Source organism: Pseudoalteromonas fenneropenaei (genome assembly GCF_042643375.1).
Taxonomy (GTDB): domain Bacteria; phylum Pseudomonadota; class Gammaproteobacteria; order Enterobacterales; family Alteromonadaceae; genus Pseudoalteromonas; species Pseudoalteromonas fenneropenaei.
Genome location: NZ_JBHRSD010000010.1, coordinates 207,313 through 233,465, shown reverse-complemented (window position 1 = coordinate 233,465; position 26,153 = coordinate 207,313). Strand labels below are relative to the sequence as shown.

Sequence of the window (26,153 nt, the reverse complement as noted above, 5' to 3'; positions counted from 1 at the left end):
TAGAGTTGGAGGAAATGTGTTTCGTTTCGGAGTTGTGATATTGCTGGCACTGATATGCCAGTTTGCATTTGCCGTAGACGTTTCGATTAACCTAAGAGACGATGGGAAATCGGTTGCGCGAGGCGACAAGATCACTTATGACATTGAAGTCTATAATGCAGAGCGCGATATAGCGAAGAATGTTGAAGTGAGGTTTCCAATCCCCAGAGGTACGCGTTTTTCGTCAGTATCAGCTGTGGATGTATGCGCGTATGATAGTGAGCTTGTCTGTCGCTGGGCGGAAATAGACAACAGCTCAGGTAGCGCGTTTACACCAAACAAAAAAATTTCGGTACAGCTAAGTACATCACAATCGACTCCAAGCACCGTCAGTGCCATAGCAAGTGTCAGTGCAACAAACGAGAATGCTGGACAAACCAACAACAATACGGAAACACAAAATACAACTGTCGTTGCCGGTATGGACCTGCAAACTAAAATCTCAGCTCCTGCCAGTGTGAAGGTTAATGAGCCGTTCAATTATGTAGTGACGGCAGAGAATTTGGGCGCTGATGAAGCGCAGGACTTGGTCTTGCAAGTGACGTTGCCGCAAAACACGCAATGGCAGTCCGCCGGTAATACTCCACAGGCTGGTTGGACGTGTGCCAAACAAGCGCAAATCATTCGTTGCACTAGGTCGTCTTTAGCGGTCAGTGCAACTCAATTGACTTTTGCTGTGGTATTAAAAGCAGGCTCAAGTGGCAATATTACGGCTACTTCAAGTATCAGCGGGGCAAGCCAGATAGTAGAGCGCGACAGCAGTAATGATACTGCGTCAGTGACCAGTGCTGTTGCACAAAATGCAGATTTAGCCATTCGTATTACCACATTAAGTGCCCAATCAGGCAGCGCTGAGGCCACGTGGCATTTACGTTTAGCACCGAATGCATCATTTGCTTATAACCTCTATGTACAAAACAAAGGTTGGGCTTCAGCACAGAATGTCGAGACCAGATTTGATTACGATCCGCGTATCAAAATCAATAGTATCGGTGCTCCTCCAGGGTGGAGTTGTACGGTGCAAACCGACCACGTGATTTGTCGTAAAGCTCAAATGGCGGCAAGCAGCAGCTCCGAGAAAATCGTGCTTAATGCGCAACTACCCAATAGTACATCGACTCTGACATTCACCGATTTGGCTAAAGTGAGCGCCTCAACCTTTGACCCAATTTTGGATAACAACCAAGCAAAAAGTGCCGGTATTACGCTCGAAACCACGGAAGTAAGACCAACGCTGACAAAAAAGTTGATACAGTCGCGCACTTTGTATGTGGGGAGCAAGGTTGATTTTCGAATTGAGGTAAAAAATAACGAAAGCACTACCTTTGCACTCAATAGTCTTGTTGATGTGATCCCGACAGCACTGACTTATCAAGGTGTCGAGAGTACTGACTTTAACTGTAGCATCGCAGCACAAAAGCTAACTTGTACTGCAAACGTGAGCGAGTTGCAGCCACAGCAAACTAGGGTCATCGTTGTAAAAACCATTGCCAAGCAAGCAACGTCAAGCCAGAGTAATACGGCTACTTTAAACTATGCTGGGGATAAATATATTTCAGCCACAGCATCGTTCGCAGTTTCGGATGGTTTGGCAAAGATAACGGCAACCAAGAAGTCGAGTTTGAATTGGAATGCTGAGATCTATTATGGGCAACAATTTGAATTTTATATCGATGTAGTTAACAGTGGTGCACAAGCTGCCGAGAATGTGGTGGTCGAAGACCCAATGCTCGACAATATCACTTTAGTGTCTGCTAGTGTCCATAGAGGCAGTGCCAGTTCAACGGATATTCAAAGAGACGCTTGTGGCACGTTAACCGCGAGTTTACTACGCTGTACGATAGCAAAAATTGAACCGCAAGAACGTTTCGTGGTTAAGGTGGTGGTTAAGCTGCCACCAAGCAATGTGCGTCCAATCCGCAACGTAGCCACAATTACCTCCGATTCAGGAGACCCTATAACCGTTTCTTATCAAGAGTGGTTTACTTTACGTAACCCTGTAAAATTGGCGATAAGTAAGACCAAGCACGCTATTGGCTCGACAAGCAGTGATGTGTACTTGGGAGATACAGTTGTCAGCAATATTCAAGTTCGCAATGATGGGGCAGGATCAAGCATTGGTATAGTCACTGTCACCGATGAACTGCCGATAGGCGAAGTATATCAATCTTACAGTGGTGATAATTGGTTCTGTGATGTTTCAGGGGATGCAGCGTTAAAGCAAAAGCAAGTGGTGACTTGCCAATATAAAGCCTCTGCAGATGCAAGTCAGGGCCTGAGTTTGGCGGCAAAGCAAGCTGCGCCTGTGTTAAAAATTATCACTAAAGCCAACCAGCCTGGACGCTTAACCAACATTGCAACGGTTAAAGACGAACAAGGTTACCCAAACGAATCTGTGACTCCTGCATCAGCCTCAGTAACGGTTTATGCTCGTGCGGATTTATCCGTTGAAAAAAAAGCCTACCAAGATGCCAGTCATACAACGCAAATGACAGCGTTATCCATATCGCAACAGACTATCTTTTATACGGTTACCTTGTCGCATTTAGGTGGCGATGAGATTGAAGGCCATATCTCTGATAATAATTTAGTCTTTACAGACACCTTTGCTGGTTACTTCCAATCCCGCGACGGCAGTAGTAAGACGGATATCCGCTTTCCTGCAGAAATACTCAGCCGCCAAGGTGCAAAGTTTGCTTGCCGCGCGAGTATTGTTGGTAATAACTATACCATAACCTGTCGTCTAAAAGCGGGTGAAACGTTCCGAGTAGGCGATGCCGCTGTACTAGAGATGCAGGTCACACGCCCCATATTTGATACGCAAGGTGAGGTAGTCAATCGAGCCGAAGTGACCTCGATTACCCACAAAGATGGCAATACAGCTAACGATCAGAGTGAACATAGAATTCGCATAGAGCCTGTGTTTGATGTTGCTATCAATGGCGCCAATTTTGCCAGCACGAACATTAAAACGCTCAATACTGCACTACTAAAAATCGACATTGCCAATCAAGGGGCAAATAAAGCACATGAGGTGGTGGTCGCGCATAAGTTTACGCTTCCAAATGCGCGCCAATTCAAATTTATCAGTAGTCGTTTTTCTCGTACAGGCCAAGAGAGCGTCTGTCAATTTAGCGCCAATGACCTGACAGTACGCTGCTCAATTGGTGAGCTTGCCCCCAATGAATTACAAACAATAGAAATTAAAGTCGAACCGCAAAGTAGTTCAGACAAACAGCTTTGGACGCTGAGTGGGCAAACAAATATCACCGCAGCCAAGTTAGAAAATGATAGTAACAGTGGTAATCATAGCCTCTTAAGTGAAGTTCGTATTGAACCACAAGTGATAGACCTATCCGCAGAAAATAACGATGTTGATGAGCCCACTTATGAATGGAATGATGCACAAGGCGCAAGCGATAATTTACTTGTTTATAAGTTACGACTTAACCATATCAATGACACCAATGCCACAAAATCGCTGGCGAGTGGCTTGGGCTATCAATTTACGATTGAACCAAAAGGAGCACACCAAAAACTAAGGTTTCTTTGTGAAAGCCAAAATGGGACAGCTTGTTTGCTCCCCGCCGAGCAGCACTGTGCCAATGTAGGTATTGAGTTTGAGGTAAAAACAACTTTCAATTGTTTAGCTAAGACAGGTAACGTAGCCCTACAAAATCATACACTTGCTGAAAGTGAGTGGTATGAGCGTCATTTGATCTTCAAAGTGCTTAATCGCCCTGTGCGTACAGGTCTGATAGCTGAAACGTTGTTGGCAGTTACGTCGAACGAAATCGAAGCAAACGAACCCAATAATTACGAAGCAGAAAATACCTCAATGACAATTCGTTCAGATTTGTCAATTACCAAGGTTGCGTCAGTAACGCGTTTGGCACTTGGGCAAGCATTTGAATACCTAATTAATGTGACTAACTTAGGCCCAGGAACGAGCTTTGGTAACACAGTGCTGGACGTATTGGACAGTAATTTGGCCATTGATGGCAAAATAGAGACTAATCTTGGTCATTGCGAATTTAACGAGCAAAGCCGTCAAGTCCGCTGTGAGCTTGAGGAATTTAAGCCGACCGATAGCACTGCTGTTTGGGCGGTCAAAATTCCAGTGAAATTAGTGAACATGCCAGCAAACAATGTACTGGAAATGGTCAACACGGCTAAAGTATCTACAGCCACACTCGAACGCGATTTAAGCAATAACGAAGCGACCGCCAAAACTCCAGTAGATGCCATAAAGCTAGCATCTTTGCAGGGCTTTGTATTTGTTGATCATGACCCCGTTGACAATCTCAGGGCGCCCAGTGAAGCAGGTCTTGCTGAAACGAAAGTCGGGGTCTTTAAAACGTCAAATGGTAGCTTGATTGCAGAAACAACCACGAATGCCCAAGGTGCCTACCGATTCGAGACATTGCCGCTTGAAGCGGTACAAGTCAAAGTCACAACCCCGCCTAAGCAGTATTTGGCAGGAAAAGCCAGTATTGCAAACGTTGCTCTAGAGCATGCCTTGATCTCAATTAGTTTAACTGCAGGCGATGAGTTAACCGAGCACAACTTTGCCTATACCCCTAAGCTGAATATCATCAGTGGTAAGGTGTTTATTGATGGTAAAACGAAAAACAACCTATTGGATAACGGTGAGCTTGGGCTTGCGTACGCAAAGCTACTTTTAACTGACAAAGCGAAGCCGAACATCCAATTTACCGCTGACGCTGACCAAGCGGGCTTCTACCAGCTAAAAAATATTCCTGCTGGGGATTATGAGTTAAAGGTGGGATCAAATCATGCAGATTACCAAGCGGGCCTTGCCAGTATTGCTAAAGAGGTAAAAAGTAGCGCCACACTTACGCTCAAGGTGGATAAAAACGAAACACTGACCGAGCATAACTTTGCCTATACCCCTAAGCTGAATGTCATCAGTGGTAAGGTGTTTATTGATGGTAAAACGAAAAACAACCTATTGGACAGTGGTGAACTTGGGCTCGCTTACGCAAAGCTACTTTTAACTGATAAAGCGAAGCCGAACATCCAATTTACCGCTGACGCTGACCAAGCGGGCTTCTACCAGCTAAAAAATATTCCTGCCGGGGATTATGAGTTAAAGGTGGGATCAAATCATGCGGATTATCAAACGGGCCTTGCCAGTATTGCTAAAGAGGTAAAAAGTAGCGCCACACTTACGCTCAAGGTGGATAAAAACGAAACACTGACTGGGCATAACTTTGCCTATACCCCTAAGCTGAATATCATCAGTGGTAAGGTGTTTATTGATGGTAAAACGAAAAACAACCTATTGGACAGTGGGGAACTTGGGCTCGCTTACGCAAAGCTACTTTTAACGGACAAAGCGAAGCCGAACATCCAATTTACCGCTGACGCTGACCAAGCGGGCTTCTACCAGCTAAAAAATATTCCTGCTGGGGATTATGAGTTAAAGGTGGGATCAAATCATGCGGATTATCATGCGGGCCTTGCCAGTATTGCTAAAGAGGTAAAAAGGAGCGCCACACTTACGTTCAAGGTGGATAAAAACGAAACACTGACCGAGCATAACTTTGCGTACACACTGCGCCTTAGCCAAGTGAGTGGTTATGTGTTCTTTGATACAGCCCCAGAAGACAGTGTGTTTGCTGCGAAGGAATCAGGGCTGCAAGGGGCGCTTGTGACCTTAGTGAGTCAGGTTGATAGCTCCTTGCGATATACCACCAAGAGCAATGAGCTGGGTTTTTACCATTTGCAAGATATTCCGGCGGGCAACTACGCTTTATCAGCTGAATTAATTCACAATGACTATCAAGCCGGTGTTGCGAGTATTGCGCAAGAAAAACAGGCCTCGTCCCAACTCGTTATCACACTAAAAGCGGGTGATAGCCTGAAACAGCATAACTTTGCCTACTTTGGTAAATATAGCAGGCTAAAAGGTGTAGTTTTCTCCGACAATGCGCCATTTGACCATATTTTGGATGCGACCGAGTCTGGTCTTGCTGGCGTTATTGTAACCTTACGCAATCAAGCTAATGACGTTATTGCAACCACTACCACCGACAGTCAAGGTGTTTACCAATTTGAGCAGCTAACGACGGCGCAATATTACCTTGAAGCGGCGGAAGTGACAGACTATCGCGATGGTCTTGCTAGTATCGGCACTCGTGTTCTCGACAGTACCGTGATCAATACTCGTTTGCCTATTGCGAGCGTGCAAGACAAGCTCAATTTTGCTAAGCAAGCACAGCCAAAGCTACACAGCATCAGTGGCTATGTATTCCTCGATGCGGGCGATTTCAACCAACTACGTGACAGTAACGAACAGGGTTTAAGCGGCCAAATTGTAGATTTACTAGACTCGCGAGGTGAAAAGCTGAGCTCAACTGTCACCGACAGCCGCGGCTTCTATCAATTTACTCAGTTAGCTGCAGGCACTTATCAACTAAGTAAAGTACCGCATGCAGAAACGTTGAAATTTGTTGATGGTAACGAAAGTATTGGCAGACAACCACATCATGAGCAAAACCGTTTTTCTCGGTTGGAAGCACACTCAGGGTTAACGTTTGAAAACTACAACTTCAGCTATTTGCCAGCTGCACAAATTACAGGTCTGGTATTTAATGATTTTAACCTCAATGGTTTACCGGATAGTGATGAAACGGGGATTGCAGGTGTAAGCGTGACCCTAGCTGGACGCAGCTTAATGGGTGAAGCTGTTTTCCAGACTTTACGCTCAGATAGCCGTGGTCAGTTTACCTTTGCGGCACTACCTCCTAGTGATAGTCAAGGTTATACACTCGAAGAAGTACAACCAGAGCACTACTTCGATGGCCAAGAATCCAGCCAAGGTCAGATAATCGCGGCTAGTATTGGGCAAGATATTATTACTATCCATGTCTCACCAGGGGCAAAGCTTGATGGTTATGGCTTTGCTGAGGTGAGTGCTGCTGAACTACCGGGCAAAGTCTACCTTGATAGCAATCAAGATGGTCTTTGGCAACAAAACGAGCTAGGCATTGCGGCGGTAACATTGCAGCTTATCGGGACGTCTTTTCAAGGGCTGACATTGAGTTTATCGCTGCAAAGCGATGAACAAGGTAATTTTATTTTTACCGGTCTACCGCCAAGTGCACCTACTGGGTATGTGCTTAGCCAGCAACAACCACCAGGCTATGTGGATGGTGTGGAATCGATTGCGGCACAAATTGTGCCAAATAGCATGGGGCAAGATAGCGTGACTACAGTTGTCTTGGCTGCGCAAACTCATGCAGATATTCACTTCGGTGAGTTGTACGGAATTACTGTCTCTGGTCATGTGTTTATTGACACTGATAATGATGGTTTACGCCCACAGCTAAAGGATGCCACGCATCATGGTATTGCTAATGTTGAGTTGACTTTATCTGGCAAAGACTATCGTGGCAATGCGGTCCAGCTTGCTACACAAACCGATGCTTCAGGCTTCTATCAATTCGCAGGGCTTGCCCCTTCCGACGCTTCAGGCTATGCGGTTAATCAGCAACAACCGAAGGCGTTTGTGGACGGTAGAGAATCCAAAGCGGGTGTGGTAATTGCGAATCAGCGCGGTGAAGATACCATTTTAACCGGTGAGATTAAAACCATAGTTAACTTACAACACCTTGATTTTGCAGAGCTACAACCAGCAAAGTTAAGTGGTGCAGTGTGGGTAGATAGTAATGAAAACGGTCAATTAGACAGTGACGAAATACATCGTGTCAGTGGTGTTACTATTACGCTAGAAGGCCTAGATCTGGATGGCAATCCTTTATCAGCAACCAGTGATACCAATGAACAAGGTGAATTCTTGTTTGCTATGTTACCTCCGGGTATTTATAGCATAATCCAGCAGCAACCTTCGGCTTGGTTGGACGGTCAAGAACAACTTGGTAGTCATGGCGGAACCGCGAGCAATGACAAGTTTTCAGCCATTAAGCTTAACCTCAATGATCAGGCTACGGGCTATTACTTTGGAGAGGGCGGCAGCGACCTAAGTGGTTATGTTTATATCGATATCAACGATGATGGGGTTAAACATCCGCAAGAAATGGGGATCGCGGACGCGATAGTGACCTTAAAAGGGTTTGATAAGGACAATCAAGCGCTGATCCGCCATGCTATCACCAACCGTCAAGGTGAGTATGTTTTTGCGGATATTCCACTGGCCAATGGAGAAGGTTTTACCTTAATCGAAACCCAGCCACAAGATACCCAAGATGGTTTAGATAGTCTTGGGTCATTAGGTGGTACGCTCGGCAATGATGTGATCGCCAACATTCATGTGCCCGCCCACGTGACTGTTGCAACGGATTACAATTTTGGCGAGCAACTATTAAACCCAGCTACCATTCAGGGCAAAATCTGGCGAGATACCAACCACAACCGCGAAATTGACGACCAAAACGGCAAAGCAGGTTGGACAGTTGAGTTGTTGTTTGACCTTGGTAATGGTGAGCGTAATGCCTTAGATGAAACACCACTGCTCGTCACCCAATCTGATGCCAATGGTGATTATCAGTTCACGGGGTTGCCTGCGGGGGTGTATGAAATTCGTTTCCGCCATCCACAAGGTGGGATCCTCTATGGCGTGCCAGTTACTAACGACCCAAGTGCTAGTGTCGAAAAAGGCACCATCACTAATTTGCGTTTGAGCGCTGGGGAAGTCGCAGATGAGCAAAACTTACCAGTTGACCCTTCTGGGATCATTTATGACGCAACCTCACGTAAGCCAATCCGCAGTGCCAAAGTGAGCATCGTGGCACCACAGGGATTTGATGCCGATAAACATTTAGTTGGGGGCCAAGAAGCGGTGCATCAAATCACAGGCGATGATGGGTTTTACCAATTCTTACTATTTGCTGATGCGCCAAAAGGCCAATATCAACTCCAAGTGGAAGCGCCAGCGGGTTACTACCAACGAGAGTCGATACAGTTACCAGCGTGCTCCAATTCATTAATTGTCGGTGCTCAGACATTGCCTGTTTTGGTACATCACAGCGCTAATCCACCAGCGTTATCCGCAGAGGTTGCAAATCCAGACAATTGTCCAGTTCATACTCTTGATGTATCGACACACAACGCGACAACGCAATATTACTTGACCTTTGAGATAGACCCTCAATTGCCTTCGGCAAACGTGGTTAATAACCATATCCCGCTAGATCCGTACGGCAACGATATGGTGTTGGCCCAGAAGCAGACGCTTTTGGAGCGCGCTCAAGTTGGTAGTTTGATCCCGTACGTGATTAATTTCACTAATCAAGTGGACTTAGACCTCACTCAATTGAGTTTTGTGGATGCATTACCGGCAGGGTTTAAATACGTGAAAGGTAGTGCGCGCATCGAGGATATCGCAGTGGAGCCGTTTGTGCATGGTCAAACGCTGCGTTTTATTAATCAATCACTGCAAGCCAAACAAAGTAAGCGCGTGGAGTTAATGGTAGTGGTCGGTGCAGGGAGCAGTGAAGGGCGTTATATCAACCAAGCTTATGCTGAGCGTAGTGCACAGGCGATGAGCACAGAAAATGTTTGGCACAAGCAATACACGCGGTTATCTAATATTGCGACGGCAATGGTGCAGATAGTCCCTGATGCGTTGTTTGATTGTAGTGACATTAGCGGCAAAGTGTTCGATGACGCTAATCGCAATGGCATGCAAGACGCCCAAGAAGTGGGCTTGGCTGGCGTGCGTATCGCCACCGCGCAAGGGTTGTGGATCACCACCGATAAACACGGTCGTTATTACTTAAACTGTGCTGATATACCGAACCCAGAGCGCGGTAGTCAATTTATTCTAAAACTAGACGCACGCAGTTTACCTTCAGGCTACCGCATCACCAGTGAGAATCCACGCTTAGTCAGGTTAACCCGAGGTACGCGCAGTGAAGTGAATTTTGCCGCCAATATCCACCGCGTATTGCGTGTGCAATTTAATCACCAAGCCTTTGACAGCGATGATCAGCTGCAAGCTGAATACGTCAGCCGATTTAATCACTTAAGCGATATTGTCAGCCAAGGTCCACTAGTGGTCCGACTCGCTTATCAACTGCAATTAGGAGAGCAACAGGCTGCAGCACAGCGCCGGATTGAAGTACTGAAGGCGCGTCTACTGGCAGTGGCAAATGCGTGTGGCTGCTCTGCAGAATTGACATTTGAACAAGAGTGGCTGGGTGCACCTGCATTGCCTCAGATGAACCAAGAAGTAGAGGAGTACAAGCATGATTAAGTTCGTATTTTCACCTTTGGCGCGCGGCATTGCGCTGGCTTGTACTATGGGGTCTTCAGCTGCTCTTGCAGGTGTGAATATCAACCACCAAGAGGATGTGGTGGTCAATACAGAACGAGTGTTAGTACAAAAACACTTTGTGCTCCATGCCTTACCACCAGTTACTTTGCAACAGACGCAAACTCAGGAGGTGACAGAAGCGCTGAGCCTCAGTGAGTTTGTCAAGGACTCAGCGATCCGCTTTGTGTCGGGGAAACATTATCTGACTGGTTCAACCAAAGCTGAAATGGACCGTATCGTGGCATTATTACAAGGTAAAAAACAGCTAAAGCTGCATTTTATCGGCCATGCAGATAATCAAAGGCTCAGTCCAAATGCACGTAAAATCTACAGTGACAACCAAGATCTCTCTGAACATCGCGCAGAGATAGTCGCCGACTATTTCGCTGCTCAGCTTCAGCTGGACAGCACACAAGTCAGTACCGAAGGGCGCGCTGACCGAGAGCCTGTTGCCAGTAATGATACTTTAGCTGGTATGGCACGCAATCGCCGAGTTGAAGTGCTAGCGGTGTATGTTGAAGAGCATGTGGTCACCAAAACGCTCAGTGAGTATAGTGCGCTACGTGAACAAATTTGTGGTGGTGTGCCGCAAACGTCTCAAGCGCTCAGTCTAAGCTTAGATGGCATTGCATTAGCCGCAGATGACAGCGCTAACAATGCCGATGCACAACGCTGCGCTGATGTTGCTTTAGAAAAGTTGCAGCTGCAGTTTAAATACGACCCTTTGCGTGCTTTACCTAAGTTGTCGGTGCAACATGCCTTAACACAATCCGGTAATGGGTTGACGCTCCATCTTCAAGGCCACAGTAACTATTTGTCATTCATTGATTTTGCTGAAATCCAGTTGCTGCTACCCAACCGCACTTTATTGGCAAAAGTGACCTTGGATGAAAACCTCAGGGGCCAGTGGCAACTGCCCAATAACTTACTCGGGATGCGCTTGCAATATCGCTTACGGGTATTTAACAAGCAAGGCGAGTTTGATGAAACGTATTTGCAAGAAGTTGATTTTAGGCCTCAGTTTGCTGTAACAACGAGCAAGTTAGAAGGTTATTTACAGGCTGGTCAAGGTGAATCGCAACTTGCAAAACAGACCATTCGAGTTGAAGGGGGCACCTTAACGCTGTTTGGTGAACAAGTACCATTACAGCATCATGTCTATTTTCTGGGTCGAATTGTCGCCGTAAATCGGGAGCGCCGATTTATACAACAACAAATTGTGCAATCAGGTCTGCACCGCGCTGAAGTGGCGGTGTTGGATGATAAAGGTAATGGTCGTTTGATCACCCGTGATTTGGCATTACCACAACAGGACTGGTTTTATGTTGCGATGGCGGACTTAACTTTGGGCCAACGTGACCACCGTGGCTCTATGGTATTGCTCAATGATGGGCAAAAAGCACAAGATGACCTATTTGCTGAAGCGCGTTTAGCTGGTTATGTCAAAGGTAAGTTTGCACAAGGCTACAGAATAAGCGCCAAAATCGACACCAAAGAACAGCCGTTGGAGCAGTTATTGTCTGGTCTACATCATCAAGATCCGCAAAGTTTGTTACGTCGATTGGAAGAAGAGCAGCACCATGCCGAAGTAGGGGACGACTCGTTTGTTGAAGACGATACGCCAAGCCAAGGTAAGGTTTATGTCCGAGTTGAAAACGATACCAGCCATTTACTTTGGGGGAACTTCGCCACGCATTCAGGTGATACCGAATTGGCGCGAATTGAACGTGGTCTGTATGGTTTAGAACTTAATCATCTTAGTGCAGCAACAACATCACAAGGTGAAGCGGCGTTGGCCGCTAATGTTTATGTCGCGCAGGCGCAAACCATGTCTTCATATGAAGAACAACGCGCAACGGGTGGCTCATTATTTTACTTAAAACATCGCGATATTGTGCGCGGTTCAGCGCGTGTAGCGGTGGAAATTCGTGATAAAACCTCTGGATTAGTGTTGGTCAGACGCGCGTTGAGTGAAGGACAAGATTATGATCTCGATGCCTTGCAAGGACGGATCTTATTATCCAAGCCACTTAGTAGTTTTGAACAAGATGACTTATTAGTACGAGCAGCGGCACTGGACAACAATCCGGTATATTTAGTGTCTAGCTACGAATATGCGCCAAGTTTCGATGAACTGGATAACTTGAGCTATGGAGCACGGCTGAGTCATTGGTTAAATGATCAGGTGCAGCTAGGTGTAACAGCCTCGAAACAAGAGCAAGATGGGTTTGACAGTGCCTTAACCGCGTTAGACGCTACTTACCAAGTGTCTGAGAGCGCCTATATCAAAATAGAAGCCGCACAAAGCGAAGGGTTGGGTGTAGGGTTAAGCAGTGACAATGGAGGACTAACTTTTACCACTTATGCGTCAGGTACGGAAGTGGTTAAAGCCAATGCCTATTTTGTTGAGGCGAAAGCGACTTTTGCCGATTTTGGGCTTGAGCAGCAAGGTGATGGGCAATTTTATTGGCAACGCCTCGGCGCAGGCTACGCAGGACTTGGCTTGTTGAGTCGAAGTGCGCAGACCAAACAGGGGGCTCGCTTACAATGGCAGATGAGCGAACAGATGCACACTCAGTTAAAGTTAGATAGTCGAGAAGATGACTTGGCGAATCAAACTCAAGCTGTGGAGCTTAATACAAAGCTTTCTTTAACGAATAATGTAATGGTGAGTCTAGGGGTTCGTATTGACCAGCGTGAACAACATGAACCGGTTGGAGTTAGCAGTGAACAAGGTACGCGCAGTGATGCGGTTGTGCAGCTGAGTAAAGCTATAAATGAGACAACCGAGCTTTACGGTTTTGTGCAGGGTACGCTGGCACGTGAGTACGCGCGACAAAGTAATAACCGAGTAGGGCTTGGCGGACGCTGGCAAGCAAGTGAAAAATTGGCATTACAATCTGAGTTATCGACAGGCAATTTGGGTCTCGCGGGTAATTTTGGGCTTGAATACCAAATCCAGCAAGACAGTAATTTGTATTTAAACTACCAGCTCGATCCTGATGGTAGAGATAACCTTTTAGGGCAAAAGCAAGGTAACTGGACCAGCGGCGCGCGCCACCGTTTTAGCGAAGCAACCAGTGTGTATGCAGAGCAACAGTACCAGCACAACAACCTTGAACAAGGGTTAATGCAAGCGTATGGGATTGAGCATCAGTTAAATGCGCAGTGGCAAGTAAGCGTAGGAGTCGAGACTGGTACGCTAGACACACAGTCGGGACGTGCTGACAGAGATGTGTTAAGTCTTGCCTTAGGTTATGGCAATGAGGCATTGAAATGGACAAGTGCGCTTGAGTATCGCACTGATGATAGCGCATCACACACTCTCGATGCTTGGCTCATGCGCCACAATTTCAGTTGGAAATATGATGAGAATTGGCGCGCCCAAGCCAGATTAGATTTGGCCTTTAGTGATGCAGAACAAGCCAAAGACGACCACGCACTATTGAATAGTAGATTTACAGAGTTACAGCTTGGAGTTGCTTATCGACCAATCGATAACTCGCCTTGGTCTGGCCTTGCCACACTGACTTATCTTGCAGATCTCGCGCCTGCTGAGCAATTATCAGGGCTTGGGCGAGCACAAATGCCGCAACAAAAAAGTACTGTTATGGCATTGGATGTGGCCTATCAAATCAACCCAAGTTGGCGCTTTGGTAGCCGTTTTGCCTACCGTAATGGTGAAGTTCGAGCTGGGCGCGATGAAGGGCAGTGGTTTGATTCGGCAACCACATTGTGGACAAATCGCGTGGACTACCATTTATTACAGCAATGGGATGCAACGCTTGAGTGGCGACAGCTACAAGTGCTTGAAGCTCAAGACAAACGGACGGGGATGCTGGTGGCTCTACACCGGCATTTTGGGGAGCACGTTAAAGCTGGTATAGGTTATAACTTTACTGATTTTAGTGATGATCTGACGCGACTAGATTACCGAGCGGACGGTTGGTTTTTAAATGTCACAGGGAAATTCTAGAGAGTAATTGAGGCACACCAACTGGCTAATACAGGGACAAAGCCAAGCCTGACTTCATTTTAAAAAAGTCTAATTAAAAGCGGTGTATCGATAAAAATTATTTGCTCTTTTCGACAAGTAATTTTCGTTTGCGATGCACCGTATTTACTCTTATAAATGGCGCACACAACGCCACTAGCTAAACCCGATGTAACTTCTCAACTTGACCTTTCGGTCTTTTTCACCAATAAGTTAACTATTTAAAGTTAACGCTTTTCACTTTTAACTGATAATCATCGGTGGCACGACGGAGCGTCCCAACGCTTAGCCATAAAGGCTGTTTTACTGGGTATACGTGCCGTACTCGAGAATAGGAATTTGCATGTTAAAAACTTTAATTGTGGTTGAGTCGGAACAACTTGCGCAAGCGCTGGGTTTAGCAAACGTACTAACGTTTGAGCGTTATTTACAGGAATACCCAAAAAAAGACGAACCTAAAACGCGTATTATCAACTTATGTGATACCCAACAATATTTGAGTAAAGGTTATTATTGTTCGTTATTGGCAGAGGCGCGCAAACATGTGGTGCAACCAAATGTGAAGGTGATTAATGCACTGCGCACAGAAAGCAGTGATGTACTTATCGCACCAAAACATCTCGCTGAGCTGCGACAAGCCAATAGTAACGATACTTGGATTTACTTTGGTAAGGCAGTCAATCCGGGCTGGCAAAAAGTCGCGCAAACGCTTTATAAACGTTTTGCAGCCCCGATTTTACGTGCCGTATTGGCAGAAGATGGCACGCGAGTGACAGTTACGCAAGGCTCAATGAGTTTGCTCAGCGATACAGAACAAGCGGCGTTTATTGCCCAGCTTAATGCCCACTCTGAATCGGTATGGCGGATTGGCCAACAAACCAAACATGCCCGCTGGGAAATGGCGATTTTAGTCGATCCGAATGAGCCATCGCCACCGAGCGACAAGGACGCTATCAGCAAATTTGTTAAAGCGGCACGTAAGCATGGCATTCATGCCGAAGTCAAAACCACGGAAACTCTGGAAGACGTTAGTCAATATGATGCGTTGTTTATTCGCCAAACTACAGCGATTGACCATGCTACTTATCGCCTTGCAAGTAAAGCGGAAGCGAAAGGGGTAGTAGTGATTGATGATGCAACGTCAATTTTGCGCTGCTGCAATAAAGTTTATTTGCACGACGCGTTTAGCTACAGCAAAGTGCCAACACTGAAAACTGAGACAGTGAGCGATGCTAACCCAGAGACTTTGGCGCAGTTAGAAGCCACTTTTACTTACCCTATGGTGCTGAAAATGCCAGAAGGTTCGTTTTCGCGCGGCGTATTTAAAGTGAAAGACATCACCGAACTTACTGCTCGGTTAAGCGAATTACTGGCAGAAAGCGCCTTGGTGTTAGTGCAAGAATACCTCTACACTGAATATGATTGGCGCATTGGGGTGTTAAACGGTCGGGCAATTTTTGCTTGTCGTTACTTTATGGCGCGTAACCACTGGCAAATTTATAACCATGAGTCCAAACGCTTTAACTCAGGTGGCTGGGAAACCCTCCCCACATTTGAAGTGCCGCGCGCAGTGTTAGATGCCGCGCTAAAAGCCTGTAAATTGATAGGTAAAGGCCTTTACGGGGTGGATTTAAAAGAAGCCAATGGTAAGGCTTATGTTATCGAAGTGAATGATAACCCGAGTATTGAGCACGAAGTAGAAGATGCCTATTTGGGTGACGAGCTGTATATGCAAATTATGGCAGAATTTCAGCGCCGTTTAGAATTAAGAGGTAGAGAGAATGACTAACCTAGCTGTGGCAATTACACCACACAGGGAAGTGTTAGTCAGACGTGCAACCAATAAAGATCTCAATGTTCTCAATAATATTGAAGCGCAATGTTTTGCGACAGACCGTTTAAGCAAGCGCAGTATCAAACGCTGGCTGACGGTCAAGCACGGAATTTTGTTAGTGGCTGAACAACAAGGGCAGGTCGTTGCTTATGGTTTAGTGTGGTGCCTTAAAGGCACTCGCCTCGCACGCTTGTATTCGTTGGCGGTGTTACCTGAAGCAAGAGGCACGGGCATTGCCGAGCAGTTGTTAAAACAGCTTGAGCAAGAAGCGCAGCATGCGGGTCGAGCTTATTTGCGCTTAGAAGTGTCAGCCAACAACCATAAAGCAATTCGTTTATACCAACGCCTTGGTTACAAAACTTTTGGTGCTTATCACGACTACTATGGTGATGGCAGTGAAGCGCTACGCATGCAAAAGCAAATTGCCCGTTTTGCCGGCGATGGCATTTCTCAGCAGGTGCCTTGGTATATGCAAACCACAGAGTTTACCTGTGGCCCTGCGGCATTGATGATGGCGATGGCGAGTATCAATGAGCAATGTGAACCTACTCAGTTAGAGGAATTGGCGATTTGGCGCGAAGCGACCACCATTTTTATGACCAGTGGTCATGGCGGCTGTCATCCAATTGGCTTAGCACTCTCGGCGCAATACCGCGGCTTTAGCGCCGATGTCTATATCAATAAACGCGAAGCGCTCTTTCTTGAAGGTGTACGCAGTGACAAGAAAAAACGCATTATGGAGTTGGTGCACAACGATTTTGTCAATCAGGCGCAGGTCAGTGGTGTCGACATTCATTATCAAGACGTAAAACAACAGGACGTAGAGCAATTACTACAGGCGGGAAAACGCGTGTTGGTGCTGATCAGCACTTATCGTTTAGACGGTAAAAAGGCGCCGCATTGGGTCTGTATTACCGCGATGGATACGCATTGTATTTATGTTCATGATCCTGAGCTTGCGACTCATCAAGCGGCGATAGATTGTCAACATGTGCCAATTGCACGCGCAGACTTTGACAAAATGAGCAGCTTTGGTGCCGCGCGATTACGCTCTTTGATCACCATAGAATAGGGCTAAAAAGCGTTAGCTGAGTGGGTAAAGTGCACTCACTCAGCTAATTAGGCCTATGCAAATGCAATTAGGCTTGCTTAACCGTCACCACACGCTGTGGAAATGGGATCTCAATATTAGCAGCTTGAATTGCAGCGAAGATTTGGCGATTGATATCCAGTTTAGTTTCAATTAGTTTGCCTGTTGCGACCCAGTAGCGGTAGCTTATCACTACAGCGCTGTCGGCAAATTGTTCAATCCCCACTAAGGGTTGTGGCTCAGCAACGACTTGCGGGTGGCGGCTTAAAATATCGCGAATAAGCGCAATTGCTTCGTCACTAGGGGCATGATAAGCAATTCCTAACTCACCTTTAAGCTGTGAATTGGCAAAGGAATTATGAAGAATTTCACCAATAATATGTTTATTCGGGATGGTGATTTCAACCAAGGCTTCGTTGATTAAAGTGGTGTGGCCAAGCTCAATATTTTTCACTAACCCACTTACGCCATGGACATTGATGGTGTCGCCAACCACAAACGGCCGAGTGGCAATTATCGCCAGCCCAGCGCCATAGTTAGACAGCATACCTTGCATGGCAAGACCCGCACCTAAAGATGCAGCACCAATCGCGGCGACAAAAGGCGTGACACTAATGCCCACTTTGCCAAGCGCAATCACTACAAACATAATGATCAGCAGTACTTTCACAACATTGCTGACAAAATTGGTCAAAGTGACATCGATATCATGTTTGGTCATAAAGTTGGCAACTAAGCGCGAGAGCTTTTTCGCGACCCACAGACCAAGTAGCAGGATAAAAAGCGCTGCGACCAACTGAAAACTATAGGTAACCAAATAATCTGTGATCAATTGGTAGTAATGTTCAATATTTTGCATTTCTTGCTGGATCATTGAGTTTTCCATATTGTTCCTGCAATGGTTTAGTTCATGTTATTAGCTTAGCGCCGAGGTTGAAAAGGTTTCGGCGCTTCATGTTGAGCATTATACATGGCGATTTTGGTATTTTTCGCACTCAGTAAATTCAGTTGCGCCCAAGTTTCTTTGCTAAGTATCGCACGCGTTTTTGGATGATAAGCGGCCAAACAAACTTGTTTAATGGCTGCTAAGGCATCGGGTGAACGTTGCGTTAATTCCGCCAGCATAGCAAGACAACGAGCATGAGGGTCGGTACAGACTTCGCTGATTAAACCAAGCTTGAACGCCTCTTCGGCATTGATGGGCTGAGCGCTCATACTTAGCCAAAGTGCTTGGTCGTAATTGAGCTGCGCGGGCAAATGCACGGTTGCGCCCATATCAGGACACAATCCCCAGCGCGCTTCCATAATCGCCAGTTGCGTGTCGGGAGTCGCCAAGCGAAAATCGGCGCCTAGGGCAATTTGCATTCCGCCACCAAAACAATTGCCTTGTAATAAGCAAAATACGGGCACAGGTAACGATTGCCAGCCAAGTACCACTTGCTGTACTAAGTTGCGGTTGCCTGGCAGCCACTTCCAGAGTAGGCCTAAGACCTTTCGCGGCGACTTCACTACGCTTTTCACATCTAAACCTGAGCAAAAATGTGCGCCTTCGCCTTGCAACACCACAGCCCTAAGGGTGCGGTCTGACTTGAGTTCTTTGGTGAGGCGTTTAAGCGCTACAAACATCTCGTAAGACAAGGCATTTTGCTTTTCTGGACGACTGAGTGTCACCCAAGCGATTTGGTCAATGAGGTCAAATTTTATCATATTGCGCAATGAAGAGGTCGGATTAGTGCTTTACCTTGCCGCTGAGGCGCTTGATTGGCAAGCTTTTTCGGTGTTTTTTAATGTGAACATGGCAATTAAAAAGCTGAATTTGTTATGATAGCCGGATACCGTTAATAAGAGATGTGATTATGTCTGCACGCCTATACAGTGTTGAAGAGATTACCGATCAGGCCTATGAGATTTTTTTGGAGCTCGCTCCGGATAATCTCAGTGAGGCTGATATTGAGCTGTTCAATGAATATCGCGAAGAAGCGGGTTTTATTGAAGACAGTGAAGCCGACGAAAGTTGGGCTGAGTTTGTCTCGTTTGAAATTGAACCAGAAGCCTTTGTACAGGTCTTAGTTGGATTAGAGCTGGATGGTAAGGATATGCTATTTGCAAAAATTCTTATCAGCCGTGATATGGACGCGCCATTCTGCCATCTGGTATGGCCTCGGGGTGAAGCCTGAACTAGGTAATAAGTTGTTACAGTGAAATATGTTATTACGTTGCTAGGATGTATCGCTACGCCTTGTTTAGCGGGTGATCCGTTCGAAAATTTTCATGAATACGGTGATTTGTCAGAAGCTGAGATCCATCAGCTCCACAGTGGCGAATTGCTATATGGTGATACCGAGTTTGGCTTTACTTTAAGCCGCGGTAATACCAAATCGACCGCATTCAAACTGAAAAGTAATATTTATCAAGATTTTGAATGGTGGCGCAATCAATTTAAGTTTGATGGCGTGTACCGTCGAGATACAGATAAAACCTCAGGTGAAGATAAAGTTTCTGCAGAGCGGGCGTTCGTGTCGGCGCAAGGTAACTACAAATTAGCAAACAAGCGAGCCTCGTTTTTTGTTTATAGCGACTATGAGCAGGACAGGTTTAATGGTTTTGAATACAAAACGACGGTGGCTACAGGCTACGGTAATCGAATTTATCAAGGCAGTAAAAATACCGTCGATTTTGATATCGGACCCGGTCTATATCAATCTAAAACGGAAGAAGATGTGGCGCTTGCCGAAGGTGAGGAGCGCGAACAGCGCGGCTACTTACTGCGTCTGGCGATGCAGTGGGAAAGGTTAATTTCGACGCGCACGCGCTTTAATCAAGATGTCAGTATTGAGCACTCGCTGTCTGGGTTAAATTCGCGGTTGAAGTCGGAAACGGCATTGATAAGCCAAGTGTTAGGTGGCGTATCGTTAAAGGCGGCCTACATTTATCGCTATAACTCTCAGCCTGCGGATGAAAAGCAAAGTCGTGACAGTGAGTTGGGTGTCACTTTGGTATACAGTTTTTGAGACACAAAATGTATCAACATACACAATTGGGTTGGGCAATTTGGGGGATCCTCGCGTGGATCGCCAGTTTTGTTGGGGTGGCTTGGGTATTAACTGGGCCTAACCTCGGCGTTATCGGGTTTATGGCTTTGTTAGTGCTGATGGCGATACTTTTTGGTACCTTGACCGTCAAAATTGCGGATGATCGGATTAGCTGGTGGTTTGGCCCGGGCATTTTAAAGAAATCGCTATCGTTGGCCGAATTACAGTCGGTGCGGGCGGTGAGTAACTCTTGGAGCCATGGTATAGGTATTCGTATTACTCATGATGGTTGGGTGTATGGCGTATCTGGTTTTCAGGCGGTGGAGTTAGTGGTGGATGAAGAGCAGCGTTATCGTGTCGGTACAGATGAAGCTGAAGCGCTACTCGCGGCAATTCAAACCGCTATGGATGCGAACAAAGGCACAGCCTAAGAATGCCGCGGAAATGAGAGCGGGGTTTCCCCCGCTTCGCGATTAATGATGGTCGTGATCGCAGCAACCGTCACCATGCTGATGGTCGTGGTCGTGGTCGTGGTCGTGACCACAGCCACCTTGGCCATGAACGTGACCATGCGCCAACTCTTCAGCCGTTGCTTCGCGCACATCTAACACTTCCACATCAAAGTTCAGCGCGATGCCAGATAACGGATGGTTGGCATCAACAATCACGTCTTCTTCTTCAATGCCGATAATAACCACTAATTGGTCACCTTCGTCAGTAGTGGCACGAAATTGCATACCGACTTCAATATCCATGCCTTCAAACATAGATTTTGGTACCGCTTGGGTCAGGTCGTCAAAACGTTCACCATAGCCTTTTTCTGGCGGCACGTTGACACTTAAGGTGTCGCCAGCTTGCTTACCGATCAGCGCTTCTTCTAAGCCAGGGATCAGATAACCTGAACCAATGATCACTTCCATTGGTTCGTCGTCAAAAGTGTTGTCTATGGTATTTTGGTCGTTATCAAGTACAGCATAGTGAAGTTTGACAACAGAATTTTGCGCAATTTTCATCTTGTTTCCTGTTTATTGCGGATCTAACGAATATGGAAGTGCAACTAACTTTAGTTGCAAATCTGGTTGTTCTTTAAAACGTAGCACAGTATCTAAGCTTGTGTCGTTGGCAAGCACGATAGTACACACAAACTCGCCATTATTTTGATCATAAGCAAATTGCAGCGGCTCACCAGCACGGCGCCAGCCACTTTCAACTGGGCTTTCGAGCTCCACTGAAGCGGGCAGTGTGCTAAGCGTTGCGGTAGCGATAAACAATGCACGTTTATTTTTGCCAAGGTAGCGCATCCGCGCCACGGTTTCTTGACCTGTGTAGCAACCCTTACGGAATGAAATGCCATCGAGCGCTTGTAGGTTGAGCATTTGCGGCACGTATTGGTCGATATCTTGTTCACCTAAACTCGGTTCGCCGGCCAAAATTGCCGCGCGCTGCCACTGTGTATCTGTGCTTTGCAGCGCAAATTCAGCCGGTAAGCTGAAGCTTTCATCAACCACAAGTAACAGCCGTTGTGCGTCAAGTTTAAGTGCTTTATACGGGCCAAAGTTGCAAGCATTGCAGCCCTCGTTAAAGTGAATGCCAAGTGTTTGGCATACCGCACTTTGGTCATCCGTTAATAAGCCAATCAGTTTTAGCTCGCTTTGCGCGATTGTCACTTTGGCGAATACACCGTATTTTTTCAGCTCACGTAATGATGCTGCGGTTGCCGCCGGGCTGCCCCACAATAAATAGCTGTCTTGGTGTTTGAAAACACGGAAAACTCCCCACAGCTTGCCTTTAGGGCTGCAATGTCCTGTCCATTTAAATTGCTCATCGGTCACTAAGTTGATGTCCTGGGTGACTTGGCCGTGCAAGTAACTGAGTTTGTCCTGACCACCGAGCTGAATAAGGCCATCATGAAGCACAAAAGCTTGGGTATTTGCCATGTTTTCTGTCCATTTATTAACTGACTGAGATAGGTGCCTATCATAGCGTATCTGGCTAGGTAGGTTAAGGGGCAAAGCTAAATAGGTCGGCGCAAGGCGAGGAGCAATACTGGTTTGCGAGTAGACATTTTGTTACACTGCCGACAGCATTATTTTGGGGTAAGTCATGACTGAATTATATTCAAAAGCACGGATAAAATGGGCGTGCCGTCGCGGTATGTTAGAGTTAGATGTATTGTTAGAGCCTTTTGTTGATGCGGCGTACGACGCACTGAGTGATGAGCAAAAGTTAGTGTTCCAACATTTATTAGAAGTAGAAGACCCAGACTTATTTGCGTGGTTTATGGGTCATGAAAAATGTCCTGATCCTGTTCTTGCGCCTATGGTAGCGCTGATCCTTGACCGCGTCCGCGTATAGAATCGACATTCAACACAACATTTTGCCACGCGCATGGTTTGTTGCGTGGCTGAGTGTGTCGAGCACAGTGCTCGCTCTACTGCTGCCACATTGGATTACGCTTCTATTACTGCTCTTGATGTGGCTACCAGTCAATTGGCTATGGTGGAGTTGGCTCAATCGACTCTGTCCAGCGCAGGGGGTGTTATTACTCCATGCCCCGCATGTGGAATGGATAGCAGCCGATGGCACCAAACTCTACGGTGAATTATTACCACACAGTATCTTGTCGGATTTCGCTTTGGTGTTAAGTTTAGATAGCTTTGGAACGCGGTGTCGCTTTATTTTGCTAGCAAACAGTATGACGGCGCAAAACTGGCAACGTTTGCGCCGTGCTGCGATTACTGCTCGGGGGTCAATACCGTCGGCTTAGGGTTCTCCGCTTGCTCGGGATAATCTAAGGTGTAGTGTAGACCACGGCTTTCTTTACGTTCTAGGGCACTACGAATGATAAGCTCAGCCACTTGCACTAGGTTACGTAGTTCGAGCAAGTTATTACTGACGCGGAAGTTAGCATAATACTCATGAATTTCTTGCTGTAGTAATTCAACTCGGCGTAGCGCACGTTCCAAACGTTTGGTCGAGCGTACAATCCCCACATAATCCCACATAAACAGTCGCAGCTCATGCCAGTTATGGGTGATCACCACTTCTTCGTCAGAGTCGGTGACGCGGCTTTCATCCCATTCAGGTAATTGCGGAGGAGTGGGGTGCGTATCCAGCTTGGCTAAAATATCTTTCGCGGCCGCGTGGGCAAACACAATACATTCTAACAAGGAGTTACTGGCCATGCGGTTAGCACCGTGTAATCCTGTGTAGGCCACTTCGCCAATGGCATAGAGGTTCTCAATATTGGTTTTGCCGTTAAAGTCTGTCATCACGCCGCCACAGGTATAATGTGCAGCAGGCACCACTGGAATTGGCTCTTTAGTGATATCAAGCCCCACACTCAAGCATTTGGCATAAATGGTTGGGAAGTGCTCAATAATAAAGTCTTTATCTTTATGAGAAATATCCAAATACACACAGTTTGCACCTAAGCGTTTCATTTCATAGTCAATTGCGCGAGCGACTATGTCGCGTGGTGCCAGCTCTGCGCGGGCGTCAAAGTCAGGCATAAAACGAGTGCCATCAGGGCGTTTCAATAACGCGCCTTCGCCCCGCATCGCCTCGGTGATTAAGAAGTTTTGCAGCTCAGGGTGATAGAGGCTAGTGGGATGGAATTGGTTAAACTCCATGTTCGCTACTTTACAACCCGCACGCCAAGCCATGGCGATACCATCACCACTGGACACATCCGGATTCGACGTATAGAGATAGACCTTGCTAGCGCCACCGGTGGCAAGGGCGATAAATTTCGCACTAATGGTTTCGACTTTTTCCGCTTTGCGATTGTACACATACACCCCAAGCACTTGCTTATTGTGCTTGTCTTTATTGGTGATGAGGTCAATGGCGTTGGTAAATTCCAACAAACGGATCTTCGGATGCTGTTGTACTTTGCTGATTAACGTTGTTTGTACTGCGCGGCCAGTGGCATCAGCGGCATGCAAAATGCGGCGGTGACTATGACCGCCTTCACGGGTTAAGTGAAAACGCTCGCGACCTTCGCTGTCAAACTCCATATCAAATGGCACGCCTTGTTCAATCAACCATTTTAAGCATTGTTTGGCGTTACTGGCGGTGTAATGCACTGCTGCGCGGTCACACAAGCCGCCCCCAGCTTGCAAAGTATCTTCAACATGCGATTCAATGCTGTCGTTTTGTTTATCAAATACAGCAGCGATACCCCCTTGGGCGTATAGGGTTGAACCTTCAGTGAGAGCACCTTTACTGATCACAGTGACCGCACAATGGTTTGCCAGCGATAACGCCAGCGACAAGCCCGCTGCACCACTACCAATAATAACCACGTCTGTGCTGTGGATAGTTTGTTCTTTCATAATTGTGCGTCTTAGTTAATCTTAGTAACGAAATGCCATAAATATCTGAGTATCTGCTATTATACTGTTGATTTCACATCACTGGCAGTACTTGCGGTGTTTTACCGCCAAACTGTCGGTGGCAGCCAGTCGCGATATGCTGGTGAAAGCACTATTTTAAAAAAAATTACGAAAAAACAGAACTTTTTATTCAGGCTCCGGTCATAGTAGCTGTAAATGATGGCAACTATGCTGGAAACGAATCTGCGCGCTGCGCTTAACAGCTTGAAAAGAAATAAAAACAGAGGAGTACCGGCTCGAATGAACGAGCAGGATTTGGATTTTGAATTGGTTAAGCGAGTTCAACAGGGAGATAAGAATGCGTTTAATCTATTGGTTGCCAAGTATCAGAACAAAGTTGCAGCATTGATCTCGCGCTATGTGAGTAGCCATGGTGACGTGCCTGATGTTGCACAAGAGACCTTTATTAAGGCATACCGTGCTTTACCCAACTTCCGTGGAGAGAGCGCATTTTATACTTGGCTGTATCGTATCGCAGTCAATTGCTCGAAAAATTATTTGGTCGCGACGGGTCGTAAGCCGCCAGCCAATGATATCGACGCAGAAGAAGCAGAAGTTTATGACGGAGCAGAGCAATTAAGATCAAATGCTTCTCCTGAGAACTTATTGCTCAGTGATGAGGTCAAAGAAGTGATCTTCAGAACCATAGATGGCCTACCTGAAGATTTAAAAACCGCCATCACCTTGAGAGAAATCGAAGGGCTGAGCTACGAAGAGATAGCTGTAGTAATGGATTGTCCGGTAGGCACAGTACGTTCTCGCATTTTCCGCGCTCGCGAAGCGATAGATAATAACTTGAATACATTAACAGGCGAGTCTTAAATTATGACTAAAGCAAATCTGCAGGCGAGTTCATCAGTGACCACATCTGAGTTATTTGATGGGGAAGCGGTGCTAAATGCCGATACGCTGGCAACACTCGAACAGGATAAGTTTGCTCGTTATGCGTTAATTGGTGATGCGATGCGAGCGCGTCAAGATAATGCAATTTGTATTGATATCACAGCGAGTATGGCCGCAGCGTTAGAGCTTGAGCCAACCTACCAACTGGACGTCGAGACCAAGCCTGCGCTGCAAGTTACGAACGCGCAAAACGATGCCCCTGAATCTAAAGTGGTGGTATTGGAGCGTTGGCGCAAGCCGTTTGCACAATTTGCAATTGCTGCGAGTGTTTGTTTAGTGGCATTAGTGGGTGTTAACCAAACAACGACGCAGTCTACGAATATGAATACTTTGCCGTCTTTGCAGTCTACCCCCTTGACTGGCGTTGCGGCACCCGTTAGTTTGTCGACCGAACAACCCGCGCTAGAAAATGCCGAACAAGGCTTACGTGAGCTACAACAGCAACGTATTGGTGCATTGGTATTAGAACATCAACGTCAGTCGCGGATGGCTTATGCTTTACAAAAAGCCAAGCAAGATGAAGAAATTGCTGAACAACCGCAAAAGACTGAGGGACAAAACTGA

The 26,153-nt window shown here is 46.4% G+C and carries 16 protein-coding genes; 11 read left to right on the top strand and 5 right to left on the bottom strand.

Annotated features, from left to right (window positions below):
- The first annotated feature begins 16 nt into the window (after nt 1-16).
- The 4 genes from ACFOEE_RS05185 (at nt 17) to ACFOEE_RS05170 (ending at nt 17,239) form a co-directional block, all read left to right on the top strand.
- Nucleotides 17-10,279: an SdrD B-like domain-containing protein gene (locus ACFOEE_RS05185; RefSeq protein ID WP_377121606.1), complete on the top strand. Its 10,263-nt coding sequence runs from the start codon at nt 17-19 to the stop codon at nt 10,277-10,279.
- Nucleotides 10,272-14,315, top strand: a complete 4,044-nt coding sequence (locus tag ACFOEE_RS05180; RefSeq protein ID WP_377121604.1) for an OmpA family protein — start codon at nt 10,272-10,274, stop codon at nt 14,313-14,315. The genes ACFOEE_RS05185 and ACFOEE_RS05180 overlap by 8 nt, the downstream gene beginning before the upstream one ends.
- 361 nt (nt 14,316-14,676) lie before the next feature.
- On the top strand, nt 14,677-16,122 hold the full coding sequence (locus ACFOEE_RS05175) for a RimK family protein (RefSeq protein WP_377121602.1): 1,446 nt from the start codon (nt 14,677-14,679) through the stop codon (nt 16,120-16,122).
- Nucleotides 16,115-17,239, top strand: coding sequence for a GNAT family N-acetyltransferase/peptidase C39 family protein (locus ACFOEE_RS05170; protein ID WP_377121600.1), 1,125 nt, complete (start codon nt 16,115-16,117; stop codon nt 17,237-17,239). The genes ACFOEE_RS05175 and ACFOEE_RS05170 overlap by 8 nt, the downstream gene beginning before the upstream one ends.
- Nucleotides 17,240-17,306: 67 nt before the next feature.
- Here ACFOEE_RS05170 and ACFOEE_RS05165 read toward each other — a convergent pair whose 3' ends face one another.
- Nucleotides 17,307-18,131, bottom strand: coding sequence for a mechanosensitive ion channel family protein (locus tag ACFOEE_RS05165; RefSeq protein WP_377121598.1), 825 nt, complete (start codon nt 18,129-18,131; stop codon nt 17,307-17,309).
- Nucleotides 18,132-18,178: 47 nt separating this feature from the next.
- Complete coding sequence (locus ACFOEE_RS05160; protein ID WP_377121596.1) at nt 18,179-18,964, bottom strand: crotonase/enoyl-CoA hydratase family protein; 786 nt, start codon at nt 18,962-18,964, stop codon at nt 18,179-18,181.
- Nucleotides 18,965-19,110: 146 nt separating this feature from the next.
- Between ACFOEE_RS05160 and ACFOEE_RS05155 the strand changes: the two genes are divergently transcribed.
- Genes ACFOEE_RS05155 through ACFOEE_RS05145 form a run of 3 tightly spaced genes read left to right on the top strand, consistent with a single transcriptional unit; the run spans nt 19,111 to nt 20,720 of the window.
- The gene (locus tag ACFOEE_RS05155) at nt 19,111-19,434 is read left to right on the top strand and encodes an HI1450 family dsDNA-mimic protein (RefSeq protein WP_377121869.1); all 324 of its coding nucleotides are present in this window, start codon (nt 19,111-19,113) and stop codon (nt 19,432-19,434) included.
- 21 nt (nt 19,435-19,455) lie between these two features.
- Nucleotides 19,456-20,268: a DUF481 domain-containing protein gene (locus ACFOEE_RS05150; RefSeq protein WP_377121594.1), complete on the top strand. Its 813-nt coding sequence runs from the start codon at nt 19,456-19,458 to the stop codon at nt 20,266-20,268.
- 8 nt (nt 20,269-20,276) lie between these two features.
- Nucleotides 20,277-20,720, top strand: a complete 444-nt coding sequence (locus tag ACFOEE_RS05145) for a hypothetical protein (RefSeq protein ID WP_377121592.1) — start codon at nt 20,277-20,279, stop codon at nt 20,718-20,720.
- A gap of 42 nt (nt 20,721-20,762) precedes the next feature.
- Here ACFOEE_RS05145 and ACFOEE_RS05140 read toward each other — a convergent pair whose 3' ends face one another.
- Together ACFOEE_RS05140 and ygfZ are read right to left on the bottom strand one after the other, a co-directional pair.
- The gene (locus ACFOEE_RS05140) at nt 20,763-21,302 is read right to left on the bottom strand and encodes an FKBP-type peptidyl-prolyl cis-trans isomerase (protein ID WP_377121590.1); all 540 of its coding nucleotides are present in this window, start codon (nt 21,300-21,302) and stop codon (nt 20,763-20,765) included.
- 12 nt (nt 21,303-21,314) lie between these two features.
- Entirely contained in the window at nt 21,315-22,226 is a 912-nt protein-coding gene (gene ygfZ, locus ACFOEE_RS05135; RefSeq protein WP_377121588.1) for a CAF17-like 4Fe-4S cluster assembly/insertion protein YgfZ, read from the bottom strand.
- 166 nt (nt 22,227-22,392) lie between these two features.
- On the opposite strand from ygfZ, the gene ACFOEE_RS05130 reads away from it, so the two are divergent.
- Together ACFOEE_RS05130 and ACFOEE_RS05125 are read left to right on the top strand one after the other, a co-directional pair.
- Nucleotides 22,393-22,644, top strand: a complete 252-nt coding sequence (locus ACFOEE_RS05130) for an FAD assembly factor SdhE (protein ID WP_377121586.1) — start codon at nt 22,393-22,395, stop codon at nt 22,642-22,644.
- A complete protein-coding gene (locus ACFOEE_RS05125) occupies nt 22,625-23,056 on the top strand; it encodes a hypothetical protein (protein WP_377121584.1) in 432 nt (143 codons plus the stop codon). Before ACFOEE_RS05130 ends, ACFOEE_RS05125 begins: the two co-directional genes overlap by 20 nt.
- Here ACFOEE_RS05125 and nadB read toward each other — a convergent pair.
- Entirely contained in the window at nt 23,025-24,626 is a 1,602-nt protein-coding gene (gene nadB, locus ACFOEE_RS05120; protein ID WP_377121582.1) for an L-aspartate oxidase, read from the bottom strand. The genes ACFOEE_RS05125 and nadB overlap by 32 nt on opposite strands.
- 300 nt (nt 24,627-24,926) lie before the next feature.
- Here nadB and rpoE point away from each other — a divergent pair, with 300 nt between their 5' ends.
- Both rpoE and ACFOEE_RS05110 read left to right on the top strand, forming a co-directional pair.
- On the top strand, nt 24,927-25,508 hold the full coding sequence (rpoE, locus tag ACFOEE_RS05115; protein ID WP_377121580.1) for an RNA polymerase sigma factor RpoE: 582 nt from the start codon (nt 24,927-24,929) through the stop codon (nt 25,506-25,508).
- 3 nt (nt 25,509-25,511) lie between these two features.
- A complete protein-coding gene (locus tag ACFOEE_RS05110; RefSeq protein ID WP_377121578.1) occupies nt 25,512-26,153 on the top strand; it encodes a sigma-E factor negative regulatory protein in 642 nt (213 codons plus the stop codon).

Excerpts from the sequence above, each read along its gene's own strand:
- ACFOEE_RS05180 (WP_377121604.1), top strand. The coding sequence starts at position 10,272 with ATGATTAAGTTCGTATTTTCACCTTTGGCGCGCGGCATTGCGCTGGCT.
- ACFOEE_RS05175 (WP_377121602.1), top strand. The coding sequence starts at position 14,677 with ATGTTAAAAACTTTAATTGTGGTTGAGTCGGAACAACTTGCGCAAGCG.
- ACFOEE_RS05170 (WP_377121600.1), top strand. The coding sequence starts at position 16,115 with ATGACTAACCTAGCTGTGGCAATTACACCACACAGGGAAGTGTTAGTC.
- ACFOEE_RS05165 (WP_377121598.1), bottom strand. The coding sequence starts at position 18,131 with ATGATCCAGCAAGAAATGCAAAATATTGAACATTACTACCAATTGATC.
- ACFOEE_RS05160 (WP_377121596.1), bottom strand. The coding sequence starts at position 18,964 with ATGATAAAATTTGACCTCATTGACCAAATCGCTTGGGTGACACTCAGT.
- ACFOEE_RS05145 (WP_377121592.1), top strand. The coding sequence starts at position 20,277 with ATGTATCAACATACACAATTGGGTTGGGCAATTTGGGGGATCCTCGCG.
- ACFOEE_RS05140 (WP_377121590.1), bottom strand. The coding sequence starts at position 21,302 with ATGAAAATTGCGCAAAATTCTGTTGTCAAACTTCACTATGCTGTACTT.
- ygfZ (WP_377121588.1), bottom strand. The coding sequence starts at position 22,226 with ATGGCAAATACCCAAGCTTTTGTGCTTCATGATGGCCTTATTCAGCTC.
- ACFOEE_RS05130 (WP_377121586.1), top strand. The coding sequence starts at position 22,393 with ATGACTGAATTATATTCAAAAGCACGGATAAAATGGGCGTGCCGTCGC.
- nadB (WP_377121582.1), bottom strand. The coding sequence starts at position 24,626 with ATGAAAGAACAAACTATCCACAGCACAGACGTGGTTATTATTGGTAGT.
- rpoE (WP_377121580.1), top strand. The coding sequence starts at position 24,927 with ATGAACGAGCAGGATTTGGATTTTGAATTGGTTAAGCGAGTTCAACAG.
- ACFOEE_RS05110 (WP_377121578.1), top strand. The coding sequence starts at position 25,512 with ATGACTAAAGCAAATCTGCAGGCGAGTTCATCAGTGACCACATCTGAG.